Origin of the sequence: Parabacteroides sp. AF27-14, from assembly GCF_003635425.1 — a bacterium.
GTDB classification, from domain to species: Bacteria; Bacteroidota; Bacteroidia; order Bacteroidales; family Tannerellaceae; genus Parabacteroides; species Parabacteroides distasonis.
In genome coordinates, this window is sequence record NZ_QTLZ01000001.1 from 139,441 (window position 1) to 166,367 (window position 26,927).

Genomic DNA, 26,927 nt, shown 5'->3' on the forward strand with positions numbered 1-26,927 from the left:
GTGATAATTTACCGAGACAAATCCCTCTACATAACACAAATAGTAGAGTACAAATCCGGGACTTCCTTTTGAAGGCTATAAAGTATTATGCTTGCGTCAATATCAAAATAATAATAATTACACAAATTGTAAGTAAATAAACACTCATAGATCTGAACCTCAAAGATACAACTTTTCCCAGATTTAACGAATTTCACCCAGTTTTTTACAGTTCTTCGTTTTTATCCGTTCTTCCACAGGTGTTTTTGCGATAAAACAGTTAATCGTCAAATGAAGCGACGACCATAAGATCAAATTTATTCCCAATAGGAAGGTTATATTCATCTGCCATGCCAGCCATGCGTTCAATCCGATAAAAGACACCGCTATCCCTAGGATCGTCACCATCACCACCCGCACCCGCATCCCCGTGCGCAACAACTTATGATGAAAGTGATTCTTATCCGGCAAGAACGGGTTCTTGTGCTCACGCAGGCGATGCAAGACCACACGGATCACGTCCAACAGCGGAACCAGCACCGTAGAGAAAGCGATCACCATGTACGGGTTGGACAATGTCGGAGAGACCTCGTTCGTCACGCTCATGTGAATGATCAAGAAACTGATCACGTAGCCCAGCGTAAGGCTGCCGGCATCCCCCATGAAAAGCTTATGTCCACGGTTGGCGTTACCGAACACGTTGTAACACCAAAAGGGCATAAGGATACCCAGCGTACAGATCGCCAACAAGGCGTAAACATACTGCCCGCGAAGAAAGAATATCACGCTCAAGACCGACAAGGCGATACAACACAGGCCCGAGGCCAGGCCATCAATACCGTCGATCAAGTTGATGGCGTTGGTGATATACACCACGATGAACACCGTGAACGGCATCCCCATCCAAGCCGGCACCGAGTAGATACCGAACAAACCGCCCAACGAGTCGAACCAGTTACCTGACAGTACCAACAGAAACGCAGCGGCGATCTGCACGGCGAACTTATAGCGGTAGCCTACACCGACCAGATCGTCGCAAACACCCACCAGATAAAGCAGCGTCATGCCCACGAACAGGAACAGGTACTCATAAAGCATATTGAATGACAAGCTCGAGGTGTCCATATCCCAAAAGTACAGACGAAAACCGATCACCAAGAACATCGACATCAGGATCACCGGAAAAAAGGACAGCCCACCCAGACGGGGAACCGGCATCGTATGCACCTTACGGGCGTCCGGGACATCATAGAGCCGTTTCTTATGGGAAATCACCAAGATCCTCGGGATGATCACCATGCCGAGCGATACGGCAAACAGGAAACCGAATAATAGAAACAAATATGTTTGCATGATCCTAACGTATAAGATTAATTCTTACCTCCATCCATCTTCCCCCGCATGTAAGCGATATACCGCTCCACGGCTTCATGGGCCAGCCGGCGGAACCGATCCTCGTCATCCAGATGTTCCCAAAGGAGATCCAACAGACGGGCATAGATGCTGAAATGCATGTCTATACCTTTTTTAAAGCGTTATAGGTACTGCCGCCCATACCTCCGGTTACGCAGACGATGGATTTGGTCAGCTTGGTGACTTTCAGCAGCGTGTCGATGTAATCACCCAGACGGGGAAAGAATTGTTGTCGGTACATATGTGATAATCGTATTAATTTCTCTGAAATCCGTACGTGTGGGGATACGGCAGTCCCGATACCTCCCGGTCGTGCCACGACCGGTAATCTTCCGCAGGGAAAACGGGGACGGTCAATCGCTTATAATCCGGCTCGTCTATCCGCAAGATATGCTTGCGGGCGTACGAACGCAGCGAGCGATCCGTTACGGACACCATCACGACCGGAAACGGATACCCGAACAGGCGCATCGGCGTGGTCTCGCTGTCCGGGAACGCACGACGCAACTGATAGGCCGAACGCTCGAAGGCGACCCAGTAAGGCCCCGTACAATATAGGTGCATGGAGGTATGGTTCGCACGCTCGCGCCCCATGATCTCGCGCAAATGGTCGTTCAGCAACGCCACCAAACGAACGCCGGAAGGAAGGGTAGACATCAAATTTGAATTTTGAATTTTGGATTATGATTTAAACTGTCAACTGCCACTTCTCAGCTGTCAACTGATTCGTGGCCCAGCCATCTATCATAGTCGCCCAGCCGGCGGATCAAAGATAATTTGCTTTTCTTAGGCGAGGGATCGACTTGCCAAGGATCCACTAGCTCGTGTGCCATGCGACGGTAGAGAGCGTTATCCGTGCAGCCATACAAGGTGACCAGCAACAGGGCACGAGATTGCGGTGCTTTCACGACAGGCAATAAGCCGCGCATCGTGTCGTGCAAGCGAACGAAAGCCTCCTCATCGCCCGACAGCTTATAGGTCGGGAGGAGCAATGCGCACAGCTTGCAACGCATCACGTCTGTCTCCGCACGCAAAGAGGCATATCCCCGCAGTACCTCGCCGGCCAATCGTCGATCCTCCTCGCAGACACTGCCGGAAACATGGTAACGTCCCAAGGCCTCGTGCAGGCCCTCCGACAGGCGGTCGTTGTCCAGATGGGTATAAACGTGCTTGCTCTTCGCATTCAACTCGATCAACTCGTACTCACCCGCCTTCACCTCGAACAAGGGTACCCACATGCAATCCAGTATGCGTGCCATCACCTCCTTATGACCGCCGCCCGGCTGGATCACCACCTCGGCCTCCATCCCGGTAAAATAACCGGACGTGATGCGTACCCGATCCCCCTTCAACAAGCGGGTGCTCTCCGGCACGTACACCGGGAGCTCGTTGGAGTAAGCCTCCGCCACCCAGCGCAAATTCGCCATCTCCTGATCCAAGAGGTGCGGGAAATAGGTCGTATTCCCGGAAGAGACACGGGGAAGGAAATTATACAAGGGGAGTGCCTGCTTCATGCGGAAGATTTCCTCTACCGAAGAACGGATAAACACGTAGTTGAACAGCAAAGGTCGCCTCGTGTTGACCAGCTTGCCACCCACCTTTCGCACCTCCACGTACGAGGGGGCGAAATACTCGAAAAGAGTCTCTCCCCGACGTTCCCGCCGGGAAAGCTCCACGTCCAAGCCTTTGGAGGGGCTGATCCGGTCACGCCGTCCACCCGCGGCGGTAGGAAGCGTGAGCACGTACCAGCGCACGGCTTTCAAGTCATGACGCTTGCCGGCCTGTGTCAGGCCCCCCTTCGGACGATCGTTTCTCAAAATACGCGTCGGCATGATTCTCTTTTCCCTAAGATATACGAGGAGTTCCCCTCTGATTAAACGACAATTCAAAGCCCTGCCAAGCGTACCCTATTTACGCCTAACACACAGCACTTTAAGTTTTCAATTATGGCATTTCTGAAAATTACCATACCTAGTGAATATTTAGCTACTCGGGAAGTAGCGTATTCTTTCATGCCGCGAATATAGTGAAAAATAACTAAAAACAAGCGAATAGATCCGCTTGTTTACTCATTGTAGGCGTTTGATCCTCTCGATTCTTTGATTTTCCCATTTTATCCTAAACGTATAGACATGGTGACGCGGGTGAAACGACCTCTTGTTCCCGGTATCATTCCACCATGCCTCATAACCTGTGTGTGTATTCCTGTAGAGACGGGGCGTGCCCCGTCTCATCTCCTCAAAATGGTATTTAAATTACCGTCAGACGATGGGAGACGGAGCACGCTCCGTCTCTACAACTGGGTAATTTTCCCCTCCTTTTACGCTACTTCCCGAGTAGCCAACCTCTTACCCCACCTCGGATATCGGTTTATACACGCTCTCGAAGCAAGCCCGGTTCACCGCCGACAGACGTTCCAAGGAAAAGCTCTTCAAGTAAATTTGCGTGGTCTTGATAGACGTATGCCCCAACAGCTCACTGATCATCTCGATCGGTACGTCCCGTTCCTTCAAGGTCGTGGCGAAAGAGTGACGGATCGTGTACGAGGTGACCGGCTCACCCACACCACAAGTCTCCGCCAGCGACCTCAAGTCGCGGTTAAAGCGCAGCAAGGCGCCGTTGTATTCCGCATAGGCCGCCTCACCCGTTTTCTTCCCGCTCAGAAACGGGAACAGGTAAGGCGAGTCCTTGTCCGTGCAAACCGCCAACTCATCCAACAAGAGCCGTACATCGGCCGGGATCTCCACCCGGATGAAAGACCCGCTCTTCTGACGATGGTACGACAAGACCCCGTCCTTGACATTCTCTTTCCGCAAATGGGCGAAATCCACGAACGCCATCCCGCTGAACGAGAACATCAGGCAAAAACACAGCTGGGTTCTCCGCATCTCCGGCTCAACTCTCGGAGTCCCCATCAACGAGCGCAAGCTATCCAGAGGCAACGCCTTCTTCCGCTTGCTCTCCACGCCTGTAAACACCCCCTTGAACAGATTCGGGATATACGAAACCTCGCCAGCCTCCACCGCCAAGTTATAGATATGCCGGATTCGCCGCATATAGGTGGACACCGTATTGCGCATACAGCCCCGCTTCGACAGCCATGCCTGATAAAGCAAGAGCCTCTCTTTGTCTATATAGGCATAAGGGATTTCCTCCATCCCGCAAAAACACTTGAACGAGCGTAAAGCGTCCAGATAACTCTTCGCCGTGGAATAACGCCCCACCTCACGAAGGTGGGCTATATAAGCCAACATACCCCCCACCACGTCTTCTTTTTTCATATAAATCCTCCTTAAATCCTTGTTTATTCTGTTATCTTTTATTTAATCATGTCAACACCATTAACATTGGGACGAACTGTTCGTCCCGCACTTTATTTTATTAATCCGACCTTCACCGCCGTTAATCTTAAGAAAAAGAATACATGAAAAATGAATTTAAAATGTCCCTTTTCGCAGCCCCGATCTCACCGGTCAAAGATAGCCTAACGGGACGAGTATCACGACCGGCTACCGTATATCCCAGTCGAGAAGTCACCTTACAGGAGGTGGCCCGACTCATCACCGGCGATCCGGCCCTCGAACGCCTCACCCGGCAGCTCCGCCTCCCGCTTGAGACGGGTGACAAGGAACGATTCAGCGAGCTGAAACGGCAAACGCTACCGTATGTCACGCCTTGCGGGACTTTCTCCTACCGGAAAAGCGATCGGCTCCTGGCCCCGAGCGGATTGGTGGTAGTGGATGTAGACGGATTGGACTCTACCGCGGAGGCGGAGGCCCTCCGAAGACAGCTGTTCGACGATGCCTACCTATGCCCCGCTCTCTGCTTCATCAGCCCGAGCGAACGAGGCGTAAAGGCTTTCGTCCCCTATCCGGAACATCCCGGAAACGAGACACCCGCCTATATCTCCGAGCATATCCTAGGCGTAATGAACTACGTGGAATATGTGTATGGCGACGGAGAGACGCGAGGCTCCCGGAAAGTAGACCCGAGCGGCAAAGACATCGTCCGCTCCTGTTTCCTATGTCATGATCCCAACGCGCTCTTCAGGATTTGAAATCATAACTCATAAATCATAAATTACATGTCAGACAGTTTATCCCGCTTAGTAGAAGCGGTTCGTTCGGCGGGTGTAGATATCGCCCCCGGATATTGTGAATACGTGCGCTTGGCGTTTGCCATCGCCAACGATTGCGGCGAGGCAGGACGAGAAGGTTTCATCGCCCTGTGTTCCCTATCGGTGAAGTTTAACCGGGAGAAGGCCGAACGACTTTTCTCCAACTCCTTGAAAAAGGGAGACCACAGGATACACCTCGGTACGGCCTTCCACTTGGCCGAACTGGCGGGTGTACGCTTGGAGCCTCCAAGCCGCCCCCGCGATACGCACGCAAATAATGCAAGTAATGCAAATAATGCAGCACCTGTTTCCCACACACGTGCGTGCGATAATAATGTAGAGATCGAGATCGAAGAGCAGGTCGATCCGTTCACCCACCTGCCCTTCTTCCCCGAGGGGCATGAGTGGCCCCGGATGTTGCGGCAGATCATGGCGTTCGGACAGAGCCGGGAGCAACGGGATGTACTCCTTCTGGGCGGGCTCACCACCTTGGGCGCCTCGCTCGCCCAGACGCTGCGGTTCCTATATGGAGGCAAATGGTTCTTCTCCAGTTTGCAAACCTTCGTCGTCGCTCCCCCCGCCTCCGGAAAAGGCGTGCTCGCATGGACGCGAATGCTCGTGCAACCGATCCACGACGAGATCCGGGCGACCGTGGCGGAGGAGATGAAAAGGTATAAGAAAGAGATGACCTCCTTCAATTCCTTGGGACGGGAAAAGGCAAAAGCCGAGGAGCCGGAAATGCCTCTCAACCGTATGTTTATATTCTCCGGCAACAACACCGGTACCGGTATCTTGCAGAATATCATCGACTCAGGCGGCGTGGGGATCATCTGCGAGACCGAGGCGGACATGGTCAGCAACTCCATCGCCTCGGATTATGGCCATTGGAGCGAGGTGATCCGCAGCTCGTTCGATCACGACCCACTCAGTTACAACCGGCGGACAGACCGGGAGTATCGGGAGCTGCGGCACTCCCACCTGTCGGTATTGATAAGCGGGACGCCCGGGCAGGTGAAGCCACTGATCCCTTCCAGCGAGAACGGATTGTTCTCCCGGCAAATGTTCTATTATATGCCCCGTGTACTTCACTGGATCAACCAGTTCAGTCTACAGCGGACCGACACGTCACTGGAATTCCAGAAATTGGGCAAAGACTGGATCGCTCACTTGAGAGAGATCCAGAAACTGGGGGTGATCTCGCTTCGCTTGACCGACGCGCAAATCGTCTCCTTCAACGAGGTGTTCCAAACCTTGTTCGAGCGCTCCCGGAAGGGCACCGGCAACGAGATGAACAGCTCCGTCGTACGGATGGCCATCAATATCGGACGTATCCTGTCGATCGTCGCCCTATTGCGAATAACAGGGGAATGCGAGGAGGCGGGAGACTTCGCCGCCAGCCTGCGCAAGTCGCCCCGGCTCACGCCAGACCCGCAGACCTGCTCCGACAACATCAAGGACGGGATCATCACCCGCTGGGATCTCTCCATTCAAGAGGATGATTTCCAAGCGGTCCTTTCCTTGGCCGAGCCCATGTACCTACACGCCGTACACATACTCTCGTTCCTTCCCGCCAACGAGGTGAAGAACCGGGGCATGGCCGACCAAGAACGTCTCTTCATCACCTTAGATACGGATTTCACCTATCAATCCCTCTTGGAAGAAGCCGAGAAGCTGAAGATACCCAAAAACACCGCATGCAGTTGCTTGCAACGTTGGCAGAAACAGGGAATCGTCCGAAAGGGAGAAAAACGAGGGGATTATAAGAAAACATAATCCCTCTTCCTCCTCTTCTTTTAAGTATGTACGCACGTGTGTGGGAAAACAGGTACTGCATTACTTGCATTATTTGCATTACTCGCACGCCCCACACGTACACCGGCATCGCCTCACGCCTACGCCCGTATAGGGCCACGGCGATATACGTGTGGGCTAACGTCAATATACGCATGAAGCGATGCCGATATACGCATGCGAAAGCGAACGTGGAAGACCCTCGTTCAAGGACGGCCCAAATAGCGAAAGATCAGTTCCACTTGCAGGGAGGTGAAAATCCGCTGCCGGTTTTGGTAGCCTGTCTCATCCAGCTCATCGCTGAGCCTCCGATGATGTCGGACCCATCCCGCCAAGCGGTTGAGAGCGGAACTCGGACTGATATCGGGAGCATAGGCCATGGCCAACTCCCGTTTGCTATAAGGGCGCACCGGCCACTCATCCAGATATTCGTTATTTGTCTGCATAAAATAGGTATTTTTCATTCATTTACAGGAATAAAGATACTAAAAAAGTACGAATCCGGCAACGATCCGATCCACTAATATTCATCTTTTATCACCTTATTCCCCTCGATTTCACACCGCCTCTACGAGACTCATTCCGGAGGAAACCGGAAGTCGTACATTCGTAATCGAAAACAGATCGATCCCATTTTCAATTATCAATTATCAATTTTTAATTATCAAAACTATGGCATTAAATTACAGTGTGGCCCTTCGGCCCAACCCCTTGAAGAAAGACGAGCCGGCGAAAGCGTACGCCACGGCACAGGTCAATGGAGAGCTGTCGCTCAAGCAACTGAGTCGCCGGGTATCCATGCAAACCACCGTCAGCCGTGCGGACGTGGTAGCGGTATTGATCTCCACCGTCGAGAACCTGCTCGATGCCCTCCAAGAGGGAAAGCAGGTGGATTTTGGCGAGTTAGGCAAATTCCGTCTACAGATCCTCAACGAGGGGGCAGAGAGTCTTGAGAAATTCACATCTACAAACATCACCGGTGTCAACATCCAGTATATACCGGGTGAGGACCTGAAGAACATCTTCGCCGGACTGGAGTTCCAGCCGGTGGCCAGTCGCAAGGCTCAGCAAGCCGTGCTTCGTGCGGAGAAGGCTGGGGAGACCTCTGTCGATATCAGCAAGAAGCCCGCTTCCGGAGGGGACGACTCGGAATCGCCTGACGAGATCTAGCGTGTCACTTTTGGCTTACACCCAATCGGTATGTCACTTTTGGCTTGACCCAAAAGTAACCAAAAGGTCAAGGCTGACGCTGACGGGCTACTTCGAGACCTGCGCTCGCTGTCGCATCCCAACTCGCTGCGCTCAAACAGGGATGCTCCGGGCGCTCGCTACGGTCTCTCCGCTTTACGCCCGTCCGCTGAGGCCGTCCTAAGGAAAGCGTCGCTTTCCTCTTATATCAGCCGGGATATCATTATTCATTATTCATTGTTCACTATTAATTATTAATTATCATGAAGAAGTCTGTTTGGAGTACCATTCTCAAAGTGATCATCGCTGTTGCTACCGCCATCGCAGGGGCCTTCGGCCTGCAAGCTTGCCAATTGTTTTAGCAAGCCTCCCCCACCCGTTCCCACTCCCTAAAGAAGACAACCTCCCCAAAAGAGGACACCCTCTACCCAGAAGGACAGTCTTTCTCAAGGGGCCGGCCTCTCCTCAAAGAGCCGGGAACGGCTCTCCATCCGGCCTTAGCGGGCGGGCGTAAAGCGAGGCGGCCGAAGTGAGCGACAAGAGCGTCCCTGTTTGAGCGAAGCGAGTTGGGACGCGACAGCGAGCGAAGGCCGACGAGTAGCCCGTCAGCGTCAGCCTTGAACTTTTGGTTACTTTTCTTTCAAGAGAAAAGTAACACACAAACTAAAAAAAGAATAAAAATGAAACAATATTGCTTTTACCAGAATTACAGGGAGGTTCGCCTCCTTGTAATTCATTGCAGCGCAACCCGCTACGACCGGGATTTTCCCGTAGAAGCGCTTCGGAGCGCACACAAGGATCGTGGGTTCGCCGACATCGGCTATCATTACTATATCACCCGGGATGGCGAGCTGCACCGCTGCCGGCCGGAGAACCAGATCGGGGCACACGCCTCGGGCTGGAACGATCACAGTCTGGGTATTTGCTACGAGGGTGGATTGGATGAGCGGGGTCTTCCCGCTGATACCCGCACCTACGCCCAGCGTTGTACCCTGCTCGATCTCTTGCGGCAGCTACGCCGTGATTACCCATCGGCACGTATCTTAGGACATTATCAACTCAGCACCAACATTCGCAAGGCTTGCCCCTGCTTCGACGCGGAGAAAGAATATGCGGAATTGTATTAGGCTTCGTGATATTTGAATAGGCAACAGATTTTTTCGTATGTTTGCGGACAATATAGAAAATAAACAAAAAGATACGACATGAACTATTACGAACTTAGTTTCACATACACCTCCCCTATCGAGAAAGAGATTATCAATGACGTGCTGGCCGCCGAGTTGGGGGAAATCGGTTTTGAGAGCTTTACGGAAAGCGAGAAGGGTTTGCTGGGATATATATCCGAGGCTTTATACGACAAAAAGACATTGGATGATAAACTGGCCGACTTTCCGCTAGAGAATACCCGGATCGATTACACCTCCAAATGGGTAGAAAGCAAGGACTGGAATGAGGAATGGGAGAAGAATTATTTCAAACCCATCCGGATCGGAAGCGAATGCATCATCCGTGCCTCCTTCCACGAGGCGGAGCCCGGCTATACATATAATATAATAATAGACCCGAAAATGGCTTTCGGCACCGGCAATCACGAAACGACTTATTTGATGATAAGCGAGATGCTGAAACTAGACCTAGAAGGCAAGGAGCTACTGGATATGGGATGCGGCACAGCCGTGCTGGCCATCTTGGCCCGGCTGAAAGGGGCGAAACGGGTAGCGGCCATCGACATCGACGAATGGGCTTATAACAACGCCCTAGAGAATATCCGCCTGAATCATACCGAAGACATACAAGTTGCCTTGGGCGGCGCCGAGAAAATCAAGGAATTCGGGCTATTCGACATCGTCTTCGCCAATATCAACCGGAACATCCTCCTGAATGACATTTGTCAATATACAAACAGTATGAAACCGGGAAGCATCCTATTTATGAGCGGCTTTTATGTAGAAGATATCCCGGCGATAGAAGCAGAATGTCAGAAGAACGGGCTGAAATTGGATTCTTATAACGAAAGAAATAACTGGGTTGCCGTGAAGGTCTTAAAAGGATAACTTTTTTTAACAGCAAAAGTTAAGACAAGGATAAACCTTAATCCAAATAAATACGTTATCTTAGTGGAAACTTCTAAAAAGAAAAAGTTATGAAAAGCGTAGATTCAAAATTATTACTTGGCCTTGTAGTAGGCGCGGCTGTTGGTGCAGCTGTAGGTTATTTGGCAGCGACAGATAAGAGAGAACAATTACTGGAAGAATTGAACGGTGTTGTCGGAAAAGTAAAAGAAGGTTTTAACTCCGCTCTTGCCAAATATAAAGAAGGAAAGCAAGAAGTAGTACAGGCAACAGAAGAAATCGTAGCTGAATAAGCTTTGTATGGAGAAAGATTCAGGAACAGTCTTCCGTGAGCTGAAAGAAGATGTATCGGCTTATGTGGAGTTAAAACTTGAGCTCCTAAAGTTGAGTACATATGAGAGAACGGGTAAAGTCATAGCCGTTCTCTCATATGGCTTGATATTATTGTTTTTGGCATTCTTCGCCATCTTGTTCATATTCTTGGCCTTGGGCTTCTTCCTAGGGGATTGGCTCGGCTCCTCCGGGTTCGGATTCGGTATCGTGGCGGTCTTGTACCTGCTACTTATCGGCATTATAATAATGAATAGGGACAGGATCAGCACAAAAGTATTAAATGAGGTAATAGCCGCCATGACGGCGAATGACGATAAAAATAACGCGACAAACGATGAACAACCAGCAAACCCCACTGGAGAAACTGATTTCTGACAAAGAACGCATACAGAGACAATGTAAGCGGCAGGAACAGAAATTGAATGAGGATTTCTCTTATATACAGGAGAACGCCGGAAGTTTGTTGTTATCCGGACTATCGTCTCTCCTTTTCCCTAGCAATAAGTCAACGACAAAAACAAACGACAAGAACACAGCTCCCGTAACGGCCGGACAACCCTCCATCGCTTTAGGGATCTCAGACTATTTATCCATAGCGAAAGGCATGATTCCCATCGCTTGGGATCTCGCTCAACCATTTATTATGACGTGGGGAATCAAAAAAGCGAAAAAATGGTTCTCAAATCTCTTATTCAAGAAAAAGAAATAACCTCCAACAATTAATTTATGTTAGAGGGCAGTTTTTTTCTCGCTATATTATAAGGCTCAATACAAAAAACATGACTACATTTGCAGTCGTTAAAGCAAGGATAAAATGAATATCTACTCCTTGCGATGGATAAGAGATAAAAATAAAGACTTATTATTAATAAACCCATAAAAAGTTTTATTACAATGATCAAACTAGGTATTAACGGTTTTGGCCGTATCGGACGTATGGTGTTCCGTGCTGCAGTTGCTAACTTTGGCAACGATATTCAAGTTGTAGGTATCAACGACCTTTTGGATGCTGATTACTTGGCATACATGTTGAAATATGACTCAGTACACGGTCGTTTCGACGGCGAAGTAGCTGTAGAAGACGGCGCTTTGGTTGTAAACGGTAACAAGATCCGTTTAACTGCTGAGATGGATCCTGCTAACTTGAAATGGAACGAGGTTGACGCTGACGTTGTTGTTGAGTCTACTGGTTTCTTCTTGACAGACGAGACAGCTCGCAAGCACATCCAAGCTGGCGCTAAGAAAGTTATCATGTCTGCTCCTTCTAAGGACGCTACTCCTATGTTCGTTTACGGTGTTAACCATACAACTTACGCAGGTCAAGACATTATCTCTAACGCTTCTTGTACTACAAACTGCTTGGCTCCTATCGCTAAGGTTTTGAACGACAAGTTCGGTATCGTTAAAGGTTTGATGACGACAGTTCACGCTGCTACAGCTACTCAGAAGACTGTAGACGGTCCTTCTAAGAAAGACTGGAGAGGTGGTCGTGGTATCCTTGAGAACATCATCCCTTCTTCAACGGGTGCCGCTAAGGCTGTAGGTAAAGTATTACCTGTATTGAACGGCAAATTGACAGGTATGGCTTTCCGTGTACCGACTTCTGATGTTTCTGTTGTTGACTTGACAGTAGTTCTTGAGAAAGAGGCTTCTATGGCTGACATCTGCGCTGCAATGAAGGAAGCTTCTGAAGGCGAATTGAAAGGTGTTCTTGGTTATACTGAAGACGCAGTTGTTTCAACTGACTTCCGTGGCTGTGCTAACACTTCTATCTTCGACGCTAAAGCTGGTATCTCTTTGGATTCTAACTTCGCTAAGATCGTATCTTGGTACGACAACGAGTGGGGTTATTCAAACAAAGTTTGTGAGATGGCTCGCGTTATCGCTGGTAAGTAATTTATTACCACTCTACATAGAAAAGGCTATCCTCTTTGAGGATGGCCTTTTTTTTCGTACGTTTGTATCATGAAATCATATGAACTTATCACGATTCTAGGGCCTACGGCTTCCGGAAAGACGACCTTCGCCACCGCTCTCGCCGCCCAGTTGGATACGGAGATCATCAGCGCTGATTCCCGGCAGATCTATCGTTCTATGGATATCGGGACGGGTAAGGATTTGGCCGATTACAACGTGAATGGAAAACAAATCCCCTATCACTTGATCGATATCTGCGAGCCCGGCTATAAATATAACGTATTTGAGTATCAGCATGACTTTTTCCGGGTCTATGAGGATATGAAGCGGAGGGGTAAACTCCCGATCTTATGCGGAGGAACCGGGATGTACATAGAGGCCGTACTAAAAGGATATAAGCTATTAGACGTGCCTCAAAATCCTGAGCTAAGGGAATCCTTGAGGAATAAAACCTTGGAGGAACTGGAAACCATCCTCGCCTCTTATAAGATATTACATAATAAAACGGACGTGGACACCGCCCAGCGGGCTATCCGTGCGATCGAGATCGAGGAGTATTATAAGACTCAGGCACCAGACGTAAATGAATATAATCCGATCAACAGCCTGATCATCGGTATCCACATCGACCGGGAATTACGTAGGGAAAAAATATCCAGACGCTTGCGGACCCGGTTGGACGAAGGAATGGTGGATGAGGTTCGTACGATCTTGGCTACGGGTGTTAAACCGGAAGACTTGATCTATTACGGATTGGAATATAAGTTTCTTACTTTATATATTATCGGGGAGCTTTCTTTTGAGGAGATGGTCTCGCAACTCGAGATAGCGATCCATCAATTCGCCAAGAGGCAAATGACTTGGTTCCGGGGCATGGAACGCCGGGGTTGCGAGATTCATTGGATAGACGCCACTCTACCGACCGAAGAAAAAATAGCGACAACAATGCGAATTCTAAATAATCAGCTATGATAACAATAAACGATCTAAATAAAAGCGAGAACTTCTTCTTGATGGCAGGTCCTTGCGTAATCGAGGGGGAAGATATGGCGTTACGTATCGCCGACAAAATAGTGGGTATCACGGAAAGACTGCATATACCCTATGTATTCAAAGGCTCCTATCGGAAAGCGAATCGCTCCCGTCTGGATTCTTTTACGGGCATCGGGGATGAGAAGGCGTTAAAGATCTTACGGAAGGTGGGCGAGACGTTCAATATTCCCACCGTTACCGACATCCATGAGACAACGGAAGCTGCCATGGCCGCCGAATATGTCGATGTCCTTCAAATCCCGGCTTTCCTATGCCGTCAAACGGATTTATTGGTAGCGGCGGCCGAGACCGGGAAGATCGTCAATATAAAGAAAGGACAGTTCCTTTCGCCGGGTGCCATGCAATTCGCCGTACAAAAGGTAGTGGACGCGGGAAATGATAATGTCATGATCACCGAGCGGGGAACGACATTCGGCTATACCGACCTTGTTGTCGATTTCCGGGGTATCCCGCAAATGCAAACATTCGGTTTCCCAGTCATTATGGATGTAACCCATTCCTTGCAGCAACCGAACCAAACCTCCGGCGTGACCGGTGGATTACCCGCCCTTATCGAGACGATAGCGAAAGCCGCGATAGCCGTGGGCACGAATGGCCTATTTATAGAGACCCACCCGGAACCAAGCCAAGCCAAATCCGACGGGACCAATATGCTAAAACTGGATTTATTGGAAGATCTTTTGACACGTTTGGTACGTCTACGCCAAGCGATCCTATAAAAAATAAGGGGCCCTTACTAAAAAGGCCCCTTTATTTCTTATTTTTACGATCAATAATCTAATTATCCCATCTTGCTGATCTTCTTCAACCGATCTTCATCTATCAACTTAATCTTTCTACCGTCTAAAGCAATGATACGTTCCGCCACAAAGGTGGACAACGTGCGAATAGCATTCGATGTAGTCATATTAGATAGATTTGCCAGATCTTCACGAGCCAAATAGATGCTTAACGTAGCACCGTCTTCTTCCAGCCCGTAACTATCTTTCAGGAATAACAAAGATTCAGCCAATCGCCCACGAATATGTTTTTGCGTAAGGTTAACCGTACGTTCATCCGAGATACCGAGATCAATGGATAATTGTCGGATGAAAAACATAGCCAAATTCGGATTGCTCATTAAAAGGCCCGTAACCACTGTCATAGGAATCATGCAAACCGTAGAAGCCTCGAATGCGGAAGCGTTCGTCAAGTAATCTTCTTGAGCGAAACTAGCCCGGTAACCAAAATACTGCACAGGCTTAATCATTCGGATAATCTGGCTTCTGCCACCTACTCCATCCTTGTAAATCTTCACTTTACCCTTTAACAAGCACATCATGTCCTTTGGTTCGTCGCCCTCGCAATAAATCAACTCATTACGTTTGAAATGCTGGATCGTCGAATTACTACGGAGGATCTCACGTTCCTTATCAGTCAGAACCCTCCACACCTCTGATAAACTGGCCGATAAATCGACCTCTTCTTTTTGCTGTTTAACCACGACTGCTATATAACATACTTATGAAGCACAAATATACGATTTTTCTTTTGAAAAAATAAAAACTTTTGTACGATTAATTACACCATATTGTAACATTTTACTTTCTTTCACGTCTAAACTGAAATTTATTCATTATGTTTGTCTGGAAAGAATGTAAAATCGTTGAAAAAGTTATATTCGATACTTACCTTGATTTTAATCTCTATAAGTATTTTCGCAAAGAGCACTGATACTTATAGTGATAAGATCCTGTCTTTTGGCAAGGGGAATCGAGAAACGAGAGAACGGGCGGACTCGATCATGCACCTTGTCATCGAAAAAGCGGCCCAATACCAAAATACGGTATCGAAATATGAGGCTGAGATCTATATCAAAGGACGTACAGAAATTTTAAAACAAAATATGTTAATACGTCTCGCCCACCATATCTTCCCTATCGACCGAAAAAATAAGGATATGCTTTTTGAGATGGTCAGCCAATCTAAATTTAACGCTCCGCAGAACTATCTTCATGATCTAAAGGCGGTCAACGGAAACAGCATACCCAACGGGAAAAAGCAGCAGGAGGCCTTGGCCTTCTTGAATTTGAACGTATACTCCCCCACCGCTTACGATGATGCCATCTTCATGCCGATAGCCAGCAACGCTTTTAAGTTTTATACGTTCAACTTGGAAGGGCTGGAGACTATCAACGGCTTGACGATTTACAAAATCCGTTTCCTGCCGAAGCAATGGAGCCAGAAATTGGTATGCGGGGATTTATATGTCATCGACCAGTCATGGACGATCGACAAGATCGATATGAACGGTCGTTACTCTTTCGCCGAATTCAACCTAGTCATGAGCTACGGACGGGATTTCAGGCGGTTCATCCTACCCGAGAAGGCGGATCTATTCCTCCGATACAGGGTATTGGGAAACGCGGTGGCAACCACCTACCATTCTTCCTTTAAGTATCAGGAAGTGGAATGGGTGGAGGAGGACAACGAAAGCCATAAGTGGAAATCCTTGGACCTGACCAATTATTACAAACTCTCGTCCGATACGGTTCCTATTATCAGGGATTCCACGTATTGGAATATCCATCGTGACAATCCCTTGAGTCCGGATGAAGCCCACTTATACAGTAAAGCCCAAGAGCAGAATATAAGTAAAATCGATACGGCCGATGATCTCCAGAAGTACGTTAAGCTAACAGAGCAGTTGACGAATACGGTCAATATGGATTATAAAACGACCCGTATTAAATATTCCGGCTTTCTAAATCCGTTCCAATTGGGTTATTCCGCCCGTAACGGCATCACTTACAAACAGCGATTCCGTATCAGCAAGACATTCGCCCGTGACAAACAAATTCGTTTCCGTCCGGAGATTGGTTACGTATTCAAGCGCAAGCAGATATTTTTCAAGGTCGGAGGCGATTGGGAATACTCGCCGCAGAAACGGGGAATCTTATCGGTAGAAGTAGGAAACAGTAATGAAAGCTACTCCTCCGAGATCACCCAAAAGATCAATGAGGAACTAAAAGATTCCACCTTCAATTTTGATGATTTAAACCTTGAGTATTTCAAACACTACTATGCGGAAATAAAAAACTCCATCGAGTTATTCAATGGGTTTCAATTAACGACGGGTATCACTTACCACCGGCGTATCCCCTCTAAAAAGAGAGTGGAGATCGATCCCGGGGATGATGTAGAGGAAATACTCAGCCAAAATTATAATGACTTTACGCCCACGCTCGGTTTCTCCTATACCCCCCGCCAATATTATCGCATGGACGGATACCGGAAGGAGTATGTCTATTCTTACTATCCCACGATATCAATCGAAATAGCGAGAGGTATCCCCGGAGTCGGGAAAAGCTCGGGAGATTACGGACGTATAGAGGCGGACGTGCATCAAAGCCTTATGCTTGGCCTATGCAGACGATTGAACTATCATATCAGCGCCGGTCTTTATACACAACAGAAGTCTACCTATTTCGCGGACTTTAGGTATTTCACCCGCAGGAATTTCCCCGATACATGGGATGATCAGATCGGCGGAGTCTTCAATCTGCTGAAAGGCGAGTGGTTCAATGCCTCCGATAAGTATATACAAGCGCATTTCATGTATGAAAGCCCTTTTGTCTTATTCAAGATCCTCCGCATCAACTCCACGAAAAAGTTCATGCAAACGGCCTCACGCTATATCCTCTCCGAACGTTTTTATTGGAGCCAGCTATGGACACCGGTCTTGCCTAGCTATACGGAAGTCGGATACGGGATCGGGAACCATATCTTTAATATCGGGATATTCGCCGGATTCGATCGCTGGCATTACCAAAGCATGGGATTCAAGTTTGCCTTCGAGTTATTTCAATGAATAGATAGCGGGCGGGCTACCAATATCCCTTTACAGCTCTTTATCCCCTCGGCGTAATCTCGTAAGGAGGATGCTTGGATGATTACCTTTTTAGCGGAAGAAGAGGCATGGATAAATGTCAGTTGTCCATCCTTCCAATAGGCGATCCCGACATGCGTCACGTCCAGCCCCTTGATAGAAGTAACAAAACAGAGGATATCGCCATTCTTGATTCTGAACGAACATTTGTCGATCTCTTGTTTAGGCACATAATAATAAGGACGTAGGTTTATCTCCTTTTCCTTATCGGCCATCCTTCGAACTCTTTCCGGATGGTTCTTCAGTTGCTTATAGCTATCCGGATGCGTAGAGATAAAAGATAAATCCAAAGGTAGGGAGGCACCACCGATTTCCCTCCCTATATCTTTCACGATTCCTTTTCGCTCATTCTCATAGAACCAGTCCGTCATATAATGCAAACGATCCGTGTAATCCCCTATCGTACCCTCTCTGTACCGGAGCCGTTGTAGATTCTCACAGAAGTTCTCAAAGGTAGTTTTTTCCTCTCGCAGGGTACGGGATAAAGCCAATACGGTCTCCGCGAATGTGGTACAATCCAGTTCCCGCAGATTGACCACCAAGCCCTCCGGCTCCTTTTCCAAGGTAGAGGCGACATAAGGAGTCCCCCGGAAGAAAAGGGCGGTATGGATCATTAGCTCGTCTAGGGGTAACGACTTCTTAGGCTCCATCTGAGTACAATACCGATCAAAAATAGCACGATCCTCATCCGTACAATACAATTTACGGGATGTATGCTCTTGGGCGTTCACTAAAAACACCATACATACACACATCCAAAAACCGAGCAGTAGCATTCCCCTTCTCATAAGCTAATCCTTTTTCGTTTTCAGTAAATCCTCCAATTTCACCAGCTCGTCACGGAATTGGGCAGCCTCGATGAAATCCAGTTTCTTCGCTGCTTCCGTCATCTGTTTGCGAGTCCGCTCGATCGCCTTCTCAAGCTGCGTACGGTTCATGTATTGCACGACCGGGTCCGCTACCAAGCTTGGTTCCGGCTCTATATAAGCGTAAGGCTCCGCCGTTTGTTGTTTCTCGGCAAGCAAAGAGACACTGTTTTTCATGACTTGCTTCGGAGTAATGCCATGCGCCTCGTTATAAGCCATCTGTTTCTCCCGCCGGCGATTGGTCTCGTCCATGGTCTGTCGCATACTCGCCGTGATCTTATCGGCATAGAAGATAACCTTTCCGTTCACGTTTCGGGCGGCACGCCCGGCTGTCTGTGTCAAGGATCGGTGGGAACGCAAAAAGCCTTCCTTATCCGCATCCAAGATAGCGACCAACGAGACTTCCGGTAAGTCCAGCCCCTCGCGTAGCAGGTTGACACCGATCAGCACGTCAAACAGGCCATTCCGCAGGTCGTCCATAATCTGTACCCGCTCCAAGGTATCTACATCGCTATGTATATAGTTGCATCGTACCCCCATGCGGGTCATATACGTAGTCAGCTCTTCCGCCATACGCTTGGTCAAGGTAGTCACCAAGACTCGTTCGTCTTTTGCCGAGCGCTGCGTGATCTCCTCCATCAAGTCGTCGATTTGGTTTAATGAAGAACGGACATCGATAATCGGGTCCAGCAGGCCTGTCGGACGTATCACCTGCTCCACCACCACTCCCTCGCTCTTTATCAACTCGTAATCGGCGGGAGTAGCGCTCACATAAATGCCTAGAGGCGTCAACGACTCGAACTCATCGAAGGTAAGCGGACGGTTATCCATCGCCGAGGGCAAACGGAAACCATACTCCACCAAGTTTTTCTTCCGGGCATAATCCCCGCCATACATCGCACGAATCTGCGGGATCGTCACATGGCTCTCGTCTACGACTAGCATGAAGTCTTTCGGGAAATAGTCCAACAGGCAGAAAGGACGATCTCCCGCCGCGCGTCCGTCGAAATAACGGGAATAGTTCTCGATACCCGAGCAATGCCCTAGCTCCCGGATCATTTCCAGATCAAACGTGACACGCTCATACAGGCGTTTCGCCTCGAAGGGCTTACCGATCTCCTTGAGGAAATTCACCTGCGTCCCCAGATCCACATCGATCTGACCGATCGCCGTATTGATACGCTCTTGGGTGGTCACGAATAAATTGGTAGGATAAATATTCAGCTCATCTTGCTCATCATACTCCTCGCCTGTCAACGGATTGAAAGAGGAGATGCGGTCTATCTCATCATCCCAGAACTCGATACGGTACGCCATGCCGTCGAAGGTCTCGATCGCCGGGAAAATATCCACCGTATCGCCATTCACACGGAAACAGCCGCTTTTGAACTCCAGCTTATTATTCACGTACAGAGCGTCTACAAACCGGCGCAACAACTTATCCCGGTCGATACGCATACCCCGTTCCAGATGCGTCACTTTCTCGGCGAAAGCCGTAGGGTCTGCCATGCCATATAAGCAGGACACGGATGAGACCACGATCACGTCCTTACGACCCGACAATAAGGAAGCCGTGGCCCTCAAACGCAGCTTATCGATCTCCTCATTGATCGCCAAGTCTTTCTCTATATAGGTATCGGTAGAAGGTAGATAGGCCTCCGGCTGGTAATAATCATAATAAGAGACAAAGTACTCTACCGCATTATTGGGGAAAAACGCTTTAAACTCACCGTATAACTGAGCGGCAAGCGTCTTATTATGACTGAGTATCAAGGTCGGTCTCTGAACTTCCTTTATCACGTTAGCGATCGTAAACGTCTTACCCGAACCGGTAACACCTAAAAGTGTCTGGAAAGGAACGCCGTTCTTGATCCCTTCCGACAATGCCGCAATCGCCTCGGGTTGGTCACCCGTGGGACTGAACGAAGACGATATTTCAAAATTCATTCTTTATCCGATCTGTTGTTTAGGCATTATCAACCATAATATGACGTAAAGCAGTATACCGAATCCGGCGAAAAGAACCATCAATACCCATACGATCCGTACGATCGTCGGATCGATATCCAAGTATTCCGCAAGACCGGCACAAACGCCACCTATCATCTTATCATCCGAACGAGTCAATCTTTTCTTCTCTTCCATTATCCTCTATTTTAACAATTAGACAGTATACACGCAAAGATAATTTTTTCCTTCTAATAAAATAACAACTCCAGTCGATAATTCTTACAATTACGACAATGCCCATTGCAGGCTCTTTATAATGGGCATTATAAAGCACTTACAATGGGCATTCAACACCGCTTACAATTGCGGTTAAGCAGCCTATCGTTCCAGCAACTCTTGCAAATATTTACGAGTTTGGATCACATAATCATGGCGAGTACCATTCAGCTCACATTCAATTGTTATAGCGCCCTTGAATCCTTGTTTTTTCAACTCAGCGATCACAGCGGGGAAATCTACATCGCCCGTAGGGATCGGTACCTCACGGCCCAGCTCATACGGATTGCCAGGATCCGGATACTTGCCATCCTTCGCATGGAACTCCTTAATCAAGTTACCAAACAACTTGACCGCATCCAAGGAGTTCGACTTGCCATACATTAGTAAATTCGCCAAATCACAATTGATAAACAAATTACCCGTACCGATATCCCGGATCGCACGAATTAAAGTGATAGGAGTCTCCTGCCCTGTCTCGAAATAAATCATGACATTACGCTCCTTCGCATAAGTAGCCAAGCCACGCATCACCTCGATGAAATCCTTATACTGCACCGAAGACGGATCCTCTGGAATAAATCCAAAATGCGAGTGCATAGCCGGAATACCTGCCTGCACACAAAAATCGATCATTTTACGGTATACGTCCAACTTCTCGGAACGCTCATCGGTAGGTACCAGGCCGATCGTGGCCGGTCCTTGACGAAAATTCCACGTACTTTTACTTCCCGGCACACCAACCAACGTAGTTACCCGGATCCGATGCTTCTTGGAAGCGGCCTTCACCTGCTCCGCCAATTCCTTCGTAAATCTTTTTTCACTATAATTTAACTCACAAGAACCAAAGCCCTGCTCATGCAGGTCTTTGAAGCTCTTGTCTATATCGCATACATCATATTGGATGACACCGATCGTGATCTGTTCCTGCGCCTTCATGACTGGACCAATCAAGGCCATAGCCACCGCGCACGTCCATATATAATTCCTAATGCTCATATTCCTTATTATTCAATCTAAGAATCAATTAATTATTGTTCCATAGTCGGATTGAACGTACCTCCCCAATTATTATTCTGCTCCAAATTCGGGTTCTCGTCCAAGTAAGTTTTCTTGATCGGGAAGAAATAGAAGCTTTCCTCGATCACGAACTGGCGCTCAGCTGCCTCCGTATAAGGAACTTGATGGATTACGTAGCGGAAATCACCGGTAGTCAACTCATTCTTGGCGATCCGGTCGCGAGCGATGTTCAAGTCCATATCCGAGCCATCCGGGTTGACTGCGATCGCCTCGATACCATGTTTTGTCCAACCGGCCAACATCATCATATTACGCGTACGGCGCAAGTCCCAGAAACGATGTCCCTCATAGCACAACTCGATATGACGCTCATCCAAAATCGCCTGACGGATCTCCTCACGGCTACCCACCTTCAAGCCATACAAACCATCAGCTCCAGCCTCTATACCCGCACGCTTGCGGATCTGTTTCAACAAATCGATAGCTACATCTGAATGCCCGTTCTCATTAGCGGCCTCCGCATAGATGAACATCACTTCGGCAAAGCGCATCAAGATATAATCAATATCGAACGTCATCACCTTGTCTTGTGTCAAGGAAAGATCGGACACTTTGTAATTATACATTCCAGAAAAAATATCATTGTTGGCCGCATTGACACCCGCATTCGGATTGACACCATATTGATCGTCCGCATTGCTCACACCCAAGGCATTATACATACGGTTGTCGGCAGGTCTACCAGCAACCGGCCATTCGCGTCCGTTATACAAACAAGCCCTGTTGAAACGCGGATCGCGATTCTTCCAGAAAGCCTTCAGCAAAGCCTGCTCGTCGCCCACGTAATACTTACCCGTAGGATCGTCGTAACGCTTACCATCCAACATCGGGAAATCCTTTACGAATTCCCAAGTAGGATTATGATAAGGTTTATCACGGCTCACGGAAGCCGGACGCGTCCCATACTCCCAAGTAGCGACACGGTTCGGATTTGAATAAATAACCGGGAAGATTACCTCCGGACCTTTTTCTTGTAACCAAATATCCGCCGGATTCTCAGTCAATGCGATGCCATTCTGCACACAAAAATCATACGCCTCCTTAGCCGCCACGTAAGCCTCTTTCCAGTATGCGTTATCATACATACGTTTCGGATTGAACTGAGGAGAAGCTTTCAGTAACAAGGTCTTTGCTTTCCAAGACTTTGCGAAACACTGGTCTATACGCCCATAATCACTGGAACTACCAGCAATCTTGGCAGGCAACAAGGAAATCGCATGATCCAAATCCTCTATCATAAACTGGAAACATTCCGGCGTAGAGTTACGTTTCACGTACAAATCATCCTTATCTTTATCTTGCGGCACTTTCAAATAAGGTACGCCACCATGATGCAACACCATCCAATAATACATATAGGCACGCATGAAATAGGCTTGTCCCAACATGAAATCCACAGCATCCTTATCCTCTATCACGCTAGACTCCAGTTTAAAGATCGCCTCATTGATATGGCGGATCTTGGTATAGTCCCATTTTTTATAACTATCCCCGGTCTCCGTGATCGTACCCAAATACCAAGGAATACCCGTCACTTGATCCGAATTTTGGTCGGCAGAAACACTCCATCCCTCAAAACACTCCTCATACAGATTGTTCACGTAAGCCTGAGCCAGATTAAGGTCTCCCCAAACCATAGACTCATCGTAGGTCTCTAGGTTGTCGATATCCAACGTGTCACAGCCTGTTGTCATTCCACCTAACAAAAAGGCTGTACTAATTATCGCGTATTTAAATTGAATCATTTTCATATCTTCCTATATTATATTTAGAATGAGAAATTAAGACCAAAAGAGAACGTTCTCATCAAAGGATAAGAATCATAATATTCCTGTTCCGGATCCAAGAACTCGGTCACAGCTGAAATACAGAATAAGTTAGTAGCGTTCGCAAATACCTGAGCATGCGTGATTCCTAACGGACGAAGAATAGCCATAGGCAAATCGTAACCAATATTCAGATTCTTCAAACGCAAATAAGCGCCATTACGCATCCAGTAACTCGTATTACCCGCTCCAGACTCATACCAACTCGTACCCGTGATACGTGGATAAACTCCATCCGGATTAAGTTCCGGATCGTACACTTTATCACTCGTCCAAATCGGGAAATAAGGACGAATCGTACCACCATGTTGATAGAAACCTTTATCTACGCCACCTACGAAGCGATCATATTTTCCGACTCCTTGAAAATGCACATCCAGCGTGATTCCCTTCCACTTGATACTACCGCCAAAACCATAATTGATACGCGGCGTACCATTCTCACTCAACAAATTATACTCATCATTGCTATCAATCCGTCCGTCTGGTCCCTCCGAGTAGCCATCACCTCTCGTATCCTTATACAAGATACCACCCAGATAGGGATCTCGTCCGAATTGCTTGAAACCTTTCGCCTTCAAGGCTTCCACCTCAGCCGGATCCGTCAGCAAGTGATCGGCGATCAGACCCGTCAAGATTCCCTCAGCCTTGCCCAATTTCGACAATGCATGCAGGTTACCCCCTTCTCGATAAGTGGCATCCTCATCCAATACATCCCAACGATCACGTGCGAATCCCAGATTCAAATAGGCGGAGTAAGTAATGTCGCCATTCGCAGCCTTATCCATCCAAGTCAAGGCCAACTCACCGCCTCGCCAAGAACGTTCGGCATAGTTTTCCGGAGCCAAAGCCTGTCCGTACGTGCTTGGGAGTGTCACCGTACGCGGTCCGAGGATATCTACCTCTTTCCGATAAAAGGCATCGAACGTTCCAGACAAACGATTATTGAAGAAACCAAAATCCAAACCACCATTATAAGTAGTAGAGGTTGCCCATGTCAAGGCATAGTTCGGAGTCGCTCCAGCCACAATCGTATTTGCCAAGTTATTACCGAAGATATATTTTTCACCCAGTTTGTACTTTTGCAAATAAGAGAACGCATCCACCTTGTCTACCGGGTTCTTGCTCAAATCCATATCGTTACCCGTCGTACCATAAGAGGCACGGATCTTCAAATTACTCAACCAATCGGACGTCGACTCCATAAACGACTCTTGGCTGATACGCCATGCGGCGGACACTGAGGGGAAAAAGCCCCAACGCTTACCTTCCGGGAAGAGGGTGTTACCATCGTAACGGAAAGAGAACTCGGCGATATACTTCTGATCGAATGTATAGTTGAAACGGCCGATCCAAGAAAGGCGCCCTCCGGTCTTCTCCTTCGCCTCGCCCCAGCGCCGCAAAGCATCGGACGAATAGTTGAACATCTGGTCTAAATTCGTAAGCGGAGACTCACCTTTGGCCGATACCTCCTCGCCACCATTAGATGCCTGCTCGAATACCACCATGGCTGCCACATCATGCTTACCGAACGTATTGGCATAATTCACGAACCAGTTGAATTGCTCGGTCCACAATTGTTTAGTCTTATACTCCAGATTCTCGTAATTCTGCGAGAAGTTGAAGGTATTATATTCATTCAGATTCAATGGAGCCGGCAAGAAACGATTGCCTTGCGGATCCGCTTGCTGGAATTTATAGTTTTTCTGGAAGGTCATAAAGCGCTTCCGGTTGTAATCGTGGCCCAGATAAGAGGCCATCACTTTCGTGCTCAAACCTTTCGTTATGAAATCAAGGTTGATATTAAACGAAACGATACCGTTCAAGTTACGCCGACGTGTCTTCAAATAACGGTTTCCAACCACTTGATCCACGGGATTCCATCCCTGCCAAGAACCATAGTCTTGATAGATCGGATAGTCCGTGATGGTGTTAGCGGGCGTTCCGTCTAAGTAAGAGTAAAACGGCGTTGTCTTCATTGCGTTGAAGGTACAACGGTATAAATCGTACACCGCTTGGTCGTCATCGTCTGAGAAAGGCCAGTAGAAACGCTTATCGTTCGATTGATTCGCATCCAAGTTCACATTCATGGTTATATACTTGGTCAAATCGACAGAAAGGTTCGAACGTAAAGAAAATTTCTTATTCGCCAATGACACATACGATCCCTCCTCGGCCAAGAACGATCCCATCACATAATACTTTACCTTGTCCGTACCACCGTTCACGCTCAAGGAGTGTTTCGTATTCCAGGGATTCTGCCAAATATAATCGTTCACGTTATAGTTGATCTTATTGTCACGGAAATAGGCATACTCCTCCTCGCCATTTGGAAGCGGCGTACCTTGGAAACGAGCTACCGCATTCTGATAGTCCAAATCATCAATCGCATCCCAACGGTCGGCAAACAATTCCTGAGTCGGTTTACTAAACGCATAAGAACCTTGGTAATTAAATATCGGTTTCTGATTTTTCGTTCCTCCCTTGGTCGTTACCAACACGACACCATTTCCTGCAGCGGAACCATAGATTGAGGCGGTAGCCGCATCTTTCAAAAAGCTCATTTGGTCTATTTCATAAGGTTCCAGCAAGTCAAAAGCCTCTTTATCGCGAATCACCCCATCAATAACGAACAAAGGATCACCGAATCCTCCACGCATACGGATCTCGGATTTAGCTCCCATCAAACCAGAGTTACCCGTGATCGTAGCTCCCGGCGCACGTCCGGCCAAAGAGTTTGAAAGGTTTGTACTCGGGATCACTGATAGATCATCTGCTTTCACGTTCGATATAGACCCGGTCATGTTCACTTTTTTCTGCACGCCATAACCTACGACAACGACCTCATCCAACTTCTGTGTATCCTCTTTCAAACGGATTTCCAACGTACTTTTCCCTGCCACAGGAATCTCGCGGTCTAGATATCCGATATAAGAAACCACCAAGATTGCGTTTTCAGGGACATTGATTAACGTAAACCTACCATCCATATCGGTAATCGTTCCGTTTGTCGTCCCTTTTACAAGAATGTTCGCACCAATCACAGGTATACCGGCTTCATCAATAACGGTACCCGTAAATCTTATATCACCCTGATTTACAGAATAATTATGGGGGGGGGGGGGGGGGGGGGGT

General features: G+C 48.1%; 27 protein-coding genes. 13 read left to right on the plus strand and 14 right to left on the minus strand.

Annotated features, from left to right (window positions below; genetic code table 11):
• Nucleotides 1–183: 183 nt before the first annotated feature.
• The 6 genes from DWY79_RS00610 to DWY79_RS00625 form a co-directional block, all read right to left on the minus strand.
• Nucleotides 184–1,332, minus strand: coding sequence for an MraY family glycosyltransferase (locus DWY79_RS00610; RefSeq protein WP_122368681.1), 1,149 nt, complete (start codon nucleotides 1,330–1,332; stop codon nucleotides 184–186).
• Between the two features lie 17 nt (nucleotides 1,333–1,349).
• Entirely contained in the window at nucleotides 1,350–1,493 is a 144-nt protein-coding gene (locus DWY79_RS22650) for a hypothetical protein (protein WP_191215918.1), read from the minus strand.
• Between the two features lie 2 nt (nucleotides 1,494–1,495).
• Entirely contained in the window at nucleotides 1,496–1,633 is a 138-nt protein-coding gene (locus DWY79_RS22655) for a hypothetical protein (protein WP_005861865.1), read from the minus strand.
• 14 nt (nucleotides 1,634–1,647) lie between these two features.
• A complete protein-coding gene (locus DWY79_RS00615; RefSeq protein WP_036632613.1) occupies nucleotides 1,648–2,049 on the minus strand; it encodes a hypothetical protein in 402 nt (133 codons plus the stop codon).
• Nucleotides 2,050–2,102: 53 nt separating this feature from the next.
• The gene (locus DWY79_RS00620) at nucleotides 2,103–3,224 is read right to left on the minus strand and encodes a transcriptional regulator (protein WP_048928048.1); all 1,122 of its coding nucleotides are present in this window, start codon (nucleotides 3,222–3,224) and stop codon (nucleotides 2,103–2,105) included.
• A gap of 516 nt (nucleotides 3,225–3,740) precedes the next feature.
• The gene (locus DWY79_RS00625; protein ID WP_122368682.1) at nucleotides 3,741–4,673 is read right to left on the minus strand and encodes a site-specific integrase; all 933 of its coding nucleotides are present in this window, start codon (nucleotides 4,671–4,673) and stop codon (nucleotides 3,741–3,743) included.
• Nucleotides 4,674–4,816: 143 nt separating this feature from the next.
• Here DWY79_RS00625 and DWY79_RS00630 point away from each other — a divergent pair, with 143 nt between their 5' ends.
• Together DWY79_RS00630 and DWY79_RS00635 are read left to right on the plus strand one after the other, a co-directional pair.
• The gene (locus DWY79_RS00630) at nucleotides 4,817–5,449 is read left to right on the plus strand and encodes a BT4734/BF3469 family protein (protein WP_008774051.1); all 633 of its coding nucleotides are present in this window, start codon (nucleotides 4,817–4,819) and stop codon (nucleotides 5,447–5,449) included.
• A 27-nt stretch (nucleotides 5,450–5,476) separates the two neighbouring features.
• The gene (locus DWY79_RS00635; protein ID WP_122368683.1) at nucleotides 5,477–7,282 is read left to right on the plus strand and encodes a DUF3987 domain-containing protein; all 1,806 of its coding nucleotides are present in this window, start codon (nucleotides 5,477–5,479) and stop codon (nucleotides 7,280–7,282) included.
• Nucleotides 7,283–7,506: 224 nt separating this feature from the next.
• Here DWY79_RS00635 and DWY79_RS00640 read toward each other — a convergent pair whose 3' ends face one another.
• Nucleotides 7,507–7,746 carry a DUF4248 domain-containing protein gene (locus DWY79_RS00640; protein ID WP_122368760.1) on the minus strand — a complete coding sequence of 80 codons (240 nt, stop codon included), beginning with the start codon at nucleotides 7,744–7,746 and terminating at the stop codon, nucleotides 7,507–7,509.
• 226 nt (nucleotides 7,747–7,972) lie between these two features.
• Here DWY79_RS00640 and DWY79_RS00645 point away from each other — a divergent pair, with 226 nt between their 5' ends.
• The 10 genes from DWY79_RS00645 to kdsA all read left to right on the plus strand — a co-directional run bounded on the left by DWY79_RS00645 (nucleotide 7,973) and on the right by kdsA (nucleotide 14,585).
• Nucleotides 7,973–8,470, plus strand: coding sequence for an HU family DNA-binding protein (locus tag DWY79_RS00645; RefSeq protein ID WP_122144290.1), 498 nt, complete (start codon nucleotides 7,973–7,975; stop codon nucleotides 8,468–8,470).
• Between the two features lie 281 nt (nucleotides 8,471–8,751).
• Nucleotides 8,752–8,850 carry a smalltalk protein gene (locus DWY79_RS22530; protein WP_005861849.1) on the plus strand — a complete coding sequence of 33 codons (99 nt, stop codon included), beginning with the start codon at nucleotides 8,752–8,754 and terminating at the stop codon, nucleotides 8,848–8,850.
• 318 nt (nucleotides 8,851–9,168) lie between these two features.
• Entirely contained in the window at nucleotides 9,169–9,615 is a 447-nt protein-coding gene (locus tag DWY79_RS00660; protein WP_122368684.1) for an N-acetylmuramoyl-L-alanine amidase, read from the plus strand.
• A gap of 78 nt (nucleotides 9,616–9,693) precedes the next feature.
• On the plus strand, nucleotides 9,694–10,545 hold the full coding sequence (gene prmA, locus DWY79_RS00665; protein WP_087344231.1) for a 50S ribosomal protein L11 methyltransferase: 852 nt from the start codon (nucleotides 9,694–9,696) through the stop codon (nucleotides 10,543–10,545).
• Nucleotides 10,546–10,634: 89 nt separating this feature from the next.
• Nucleotides 10,635–10,856, plus strand: coding sequence for a YtxH domain-containing protein (locus DWY79_RS00670; protein ID WP_005861840.1), 222 nt, complete (start codon nucleotides 10,635–10,637; stop codon nucleotides 10,854–10,856).
• A gap of 7 nt (nucleotides 10,857–10,863) precedes the next feature.
• A complete protein-coding gene (locus DWY79_RS00675; RefSeq protein WP_005861838.1) occupies nucleotides 10,864–11,271 on the plus strand; it encodes a phage holin family protein in 408 nt (135 codons plus the stop codon).
• Nucleotides 11,231–11,605, plus strand: coding sequence for a hypothetical protein (locus DWY79_RS00680; protein ID WP_005865964.1), 375 nt, complete (start codon nucleotides 11,231–11,233; stop codon nucleotides 11,603–11,605). Before DWY79_RS00675 ends, DWY79_RS00680 begins: the two co-directional genes overlap by 41 nt.
• Nucleotides 11,606–11,790: 185 nt before the next feature.
• Nucleotides 11,791–12,792 (plus strand): type I glyceraldehyde-3-phosphate dehydrogenase, encoded by a 1,002-nt coding sequence (gap, locus tag DWY79_RS00685; protein WP_005861834.1) that lies wholly within the window; start codon nucleotides 11,791–11,793, stop codon nucleotides 12,790–12,792.
• 69 nt (nucleotides 12,793–12,861) lie between these two features.
• Nucleotides 12,862–13,785, plus strand: a complete 924-nt coding sequence (gene miaA / locus DWY79_RS00690; protein WP_122368685.1) for a tRNA (adenosine(37)-N6)-dimethylallyltransferase MiaA — start codon at nucleotides 12,862–12,864, stop codon at nucleotides 13,783–13,785.
• Nucleotides 13,782–14,585: a 3-deoxy-8-phosphooctulonate synthase gene (kdsA, locus tag DWY79_RS00695; RefSeq protein WP_122368686.1), complete on the plus strand. Its 804-nt coding sequence runs from the start codon at nucleotides 13,782–13,784 to the stop codon at nucleotides 14,583–14,585. The genes miaA and kdsA overlap by 4 nt, the downstream gene beginning before the upstream one ends.
• Nucleotides 14,586–14,647: 62 nt before the next feature.
• On the opposite strand, the gene DWY79_RS00700 is transcribed toward kdsA, so the two are convergent.
• A complete protein-coding gene (locus DWY79_RS00700; RefSeq protein WP_369799702.1) occupies nucleotides 14,648–15,298 on the minus strand; it encodes a Crp/Fnr family transcriptional regulator in 651 nt (216 codons plus the stop codon).
• A 213-nt stretch (nucleotides 15,299–15,511) separates the two neighbouring features.
• Between DWY79_RS00700 and DWY79_RS00705 the strand changes: the two genes are divergently transcribed.
• Nucleotides 15,512–17,716, plus strand: a complete 2,205-nt coding sequence (locus tag DWY79_RS00705; protein ID WP_122368687.1) for a DUF5686 family protein — start codon at nucleotides 15,512–15,514, stop codon at nucleotides 17,714–17,716.
• Here the strand turns inward: DWY79_RS00705 and DWY79_RS00710 are convergent.
• From DWY79_RS00710 to DWY79_RS00735, 6 genes are all read right to left on the minus strand, one after another.
• Nucleotides 17,710–18,582, minus strand: coding sequence for an N-acetylmuramoyl-L-alanine amidase-like domain-containing protein (locus tag DWY79_RS00710; RefSeq protein ID WP_053093255.1), 873 nt, complete (start codon nucleotides 18,580–18,582; stop codon nucleotides 17,710–17,712). The genes DWY79_RS00705 and DWY79_RS00710 overlap by 7 nt on opposite strands.
• A gap of 3 nt (nucleotides 18,583–18,585) precedes the next feature.
• A complete protein-coding gene (uvrB, locus tag DWY79_RS00715; protein WP_122368688.1) occupies nucleotides 18,586–20,607 on the minus strand; it encodes an excinuclease ABC subunit UvrB in 2,022 nt (673 codons plus the stop codon).
• 3 nt (nucleotides 20,608–20,610) lie between these two features.
• Complete coding sequence (locus DWY79_RS00720) at nucleotides 20,611–20,805, minus strand: PspC domain-containing protein (protein ID WP_005865954.1); 195 nt, start codon at nucleotides 20,803–20,805, stop codon at nucleotides 20,611–20,613.
• A 183-nt stretch (nucleotides 20,806–20,988) separates the two neighbouring features.
• Nucleotides 20,989–21,885, minus strand: coding sequence for a sugar phosphate isomerase/epimerase (locus DWY79_RS00725; RefSeq protein WP_005865953.1), 897 nt, complete (start codon nucleotides 21,883–21,885; stop codon nucleotides 20,989–20,991).
• Between the two features lie 32 nt (nucleotides 21,886–21,917).
• Nucleotides 21,918–23,717, minus strand: a complete 1,800-nt coding sequence (locus DWY79_RS00730) for a RagB/SusD family nutrient uptake outer membrane protein (protein WP_005865951.1) — start codon at nucleotides 23,715–23,717, stop codon at nucleotides 21,918–21,920.
• A 17-nt stretch (nucleotides 23,718–23,734) separates the two neighbouring features.
• The gene (locus tag DWY79_RS00735; protein ID WP_036623335.1) at nucleotides 23,735–26,878 is read right to left on the minus strand and encodes a TonB-dependent receptor; all 3,144 of its coding nucleotides are present in this window, start codon (nucleotides 26,876–26,878) and stop codon (nucleotides 23,735–23,737) included.
• Between the last annotated feature and the right edge of the window lie 49 nt (nucleotides 26,879–26,927).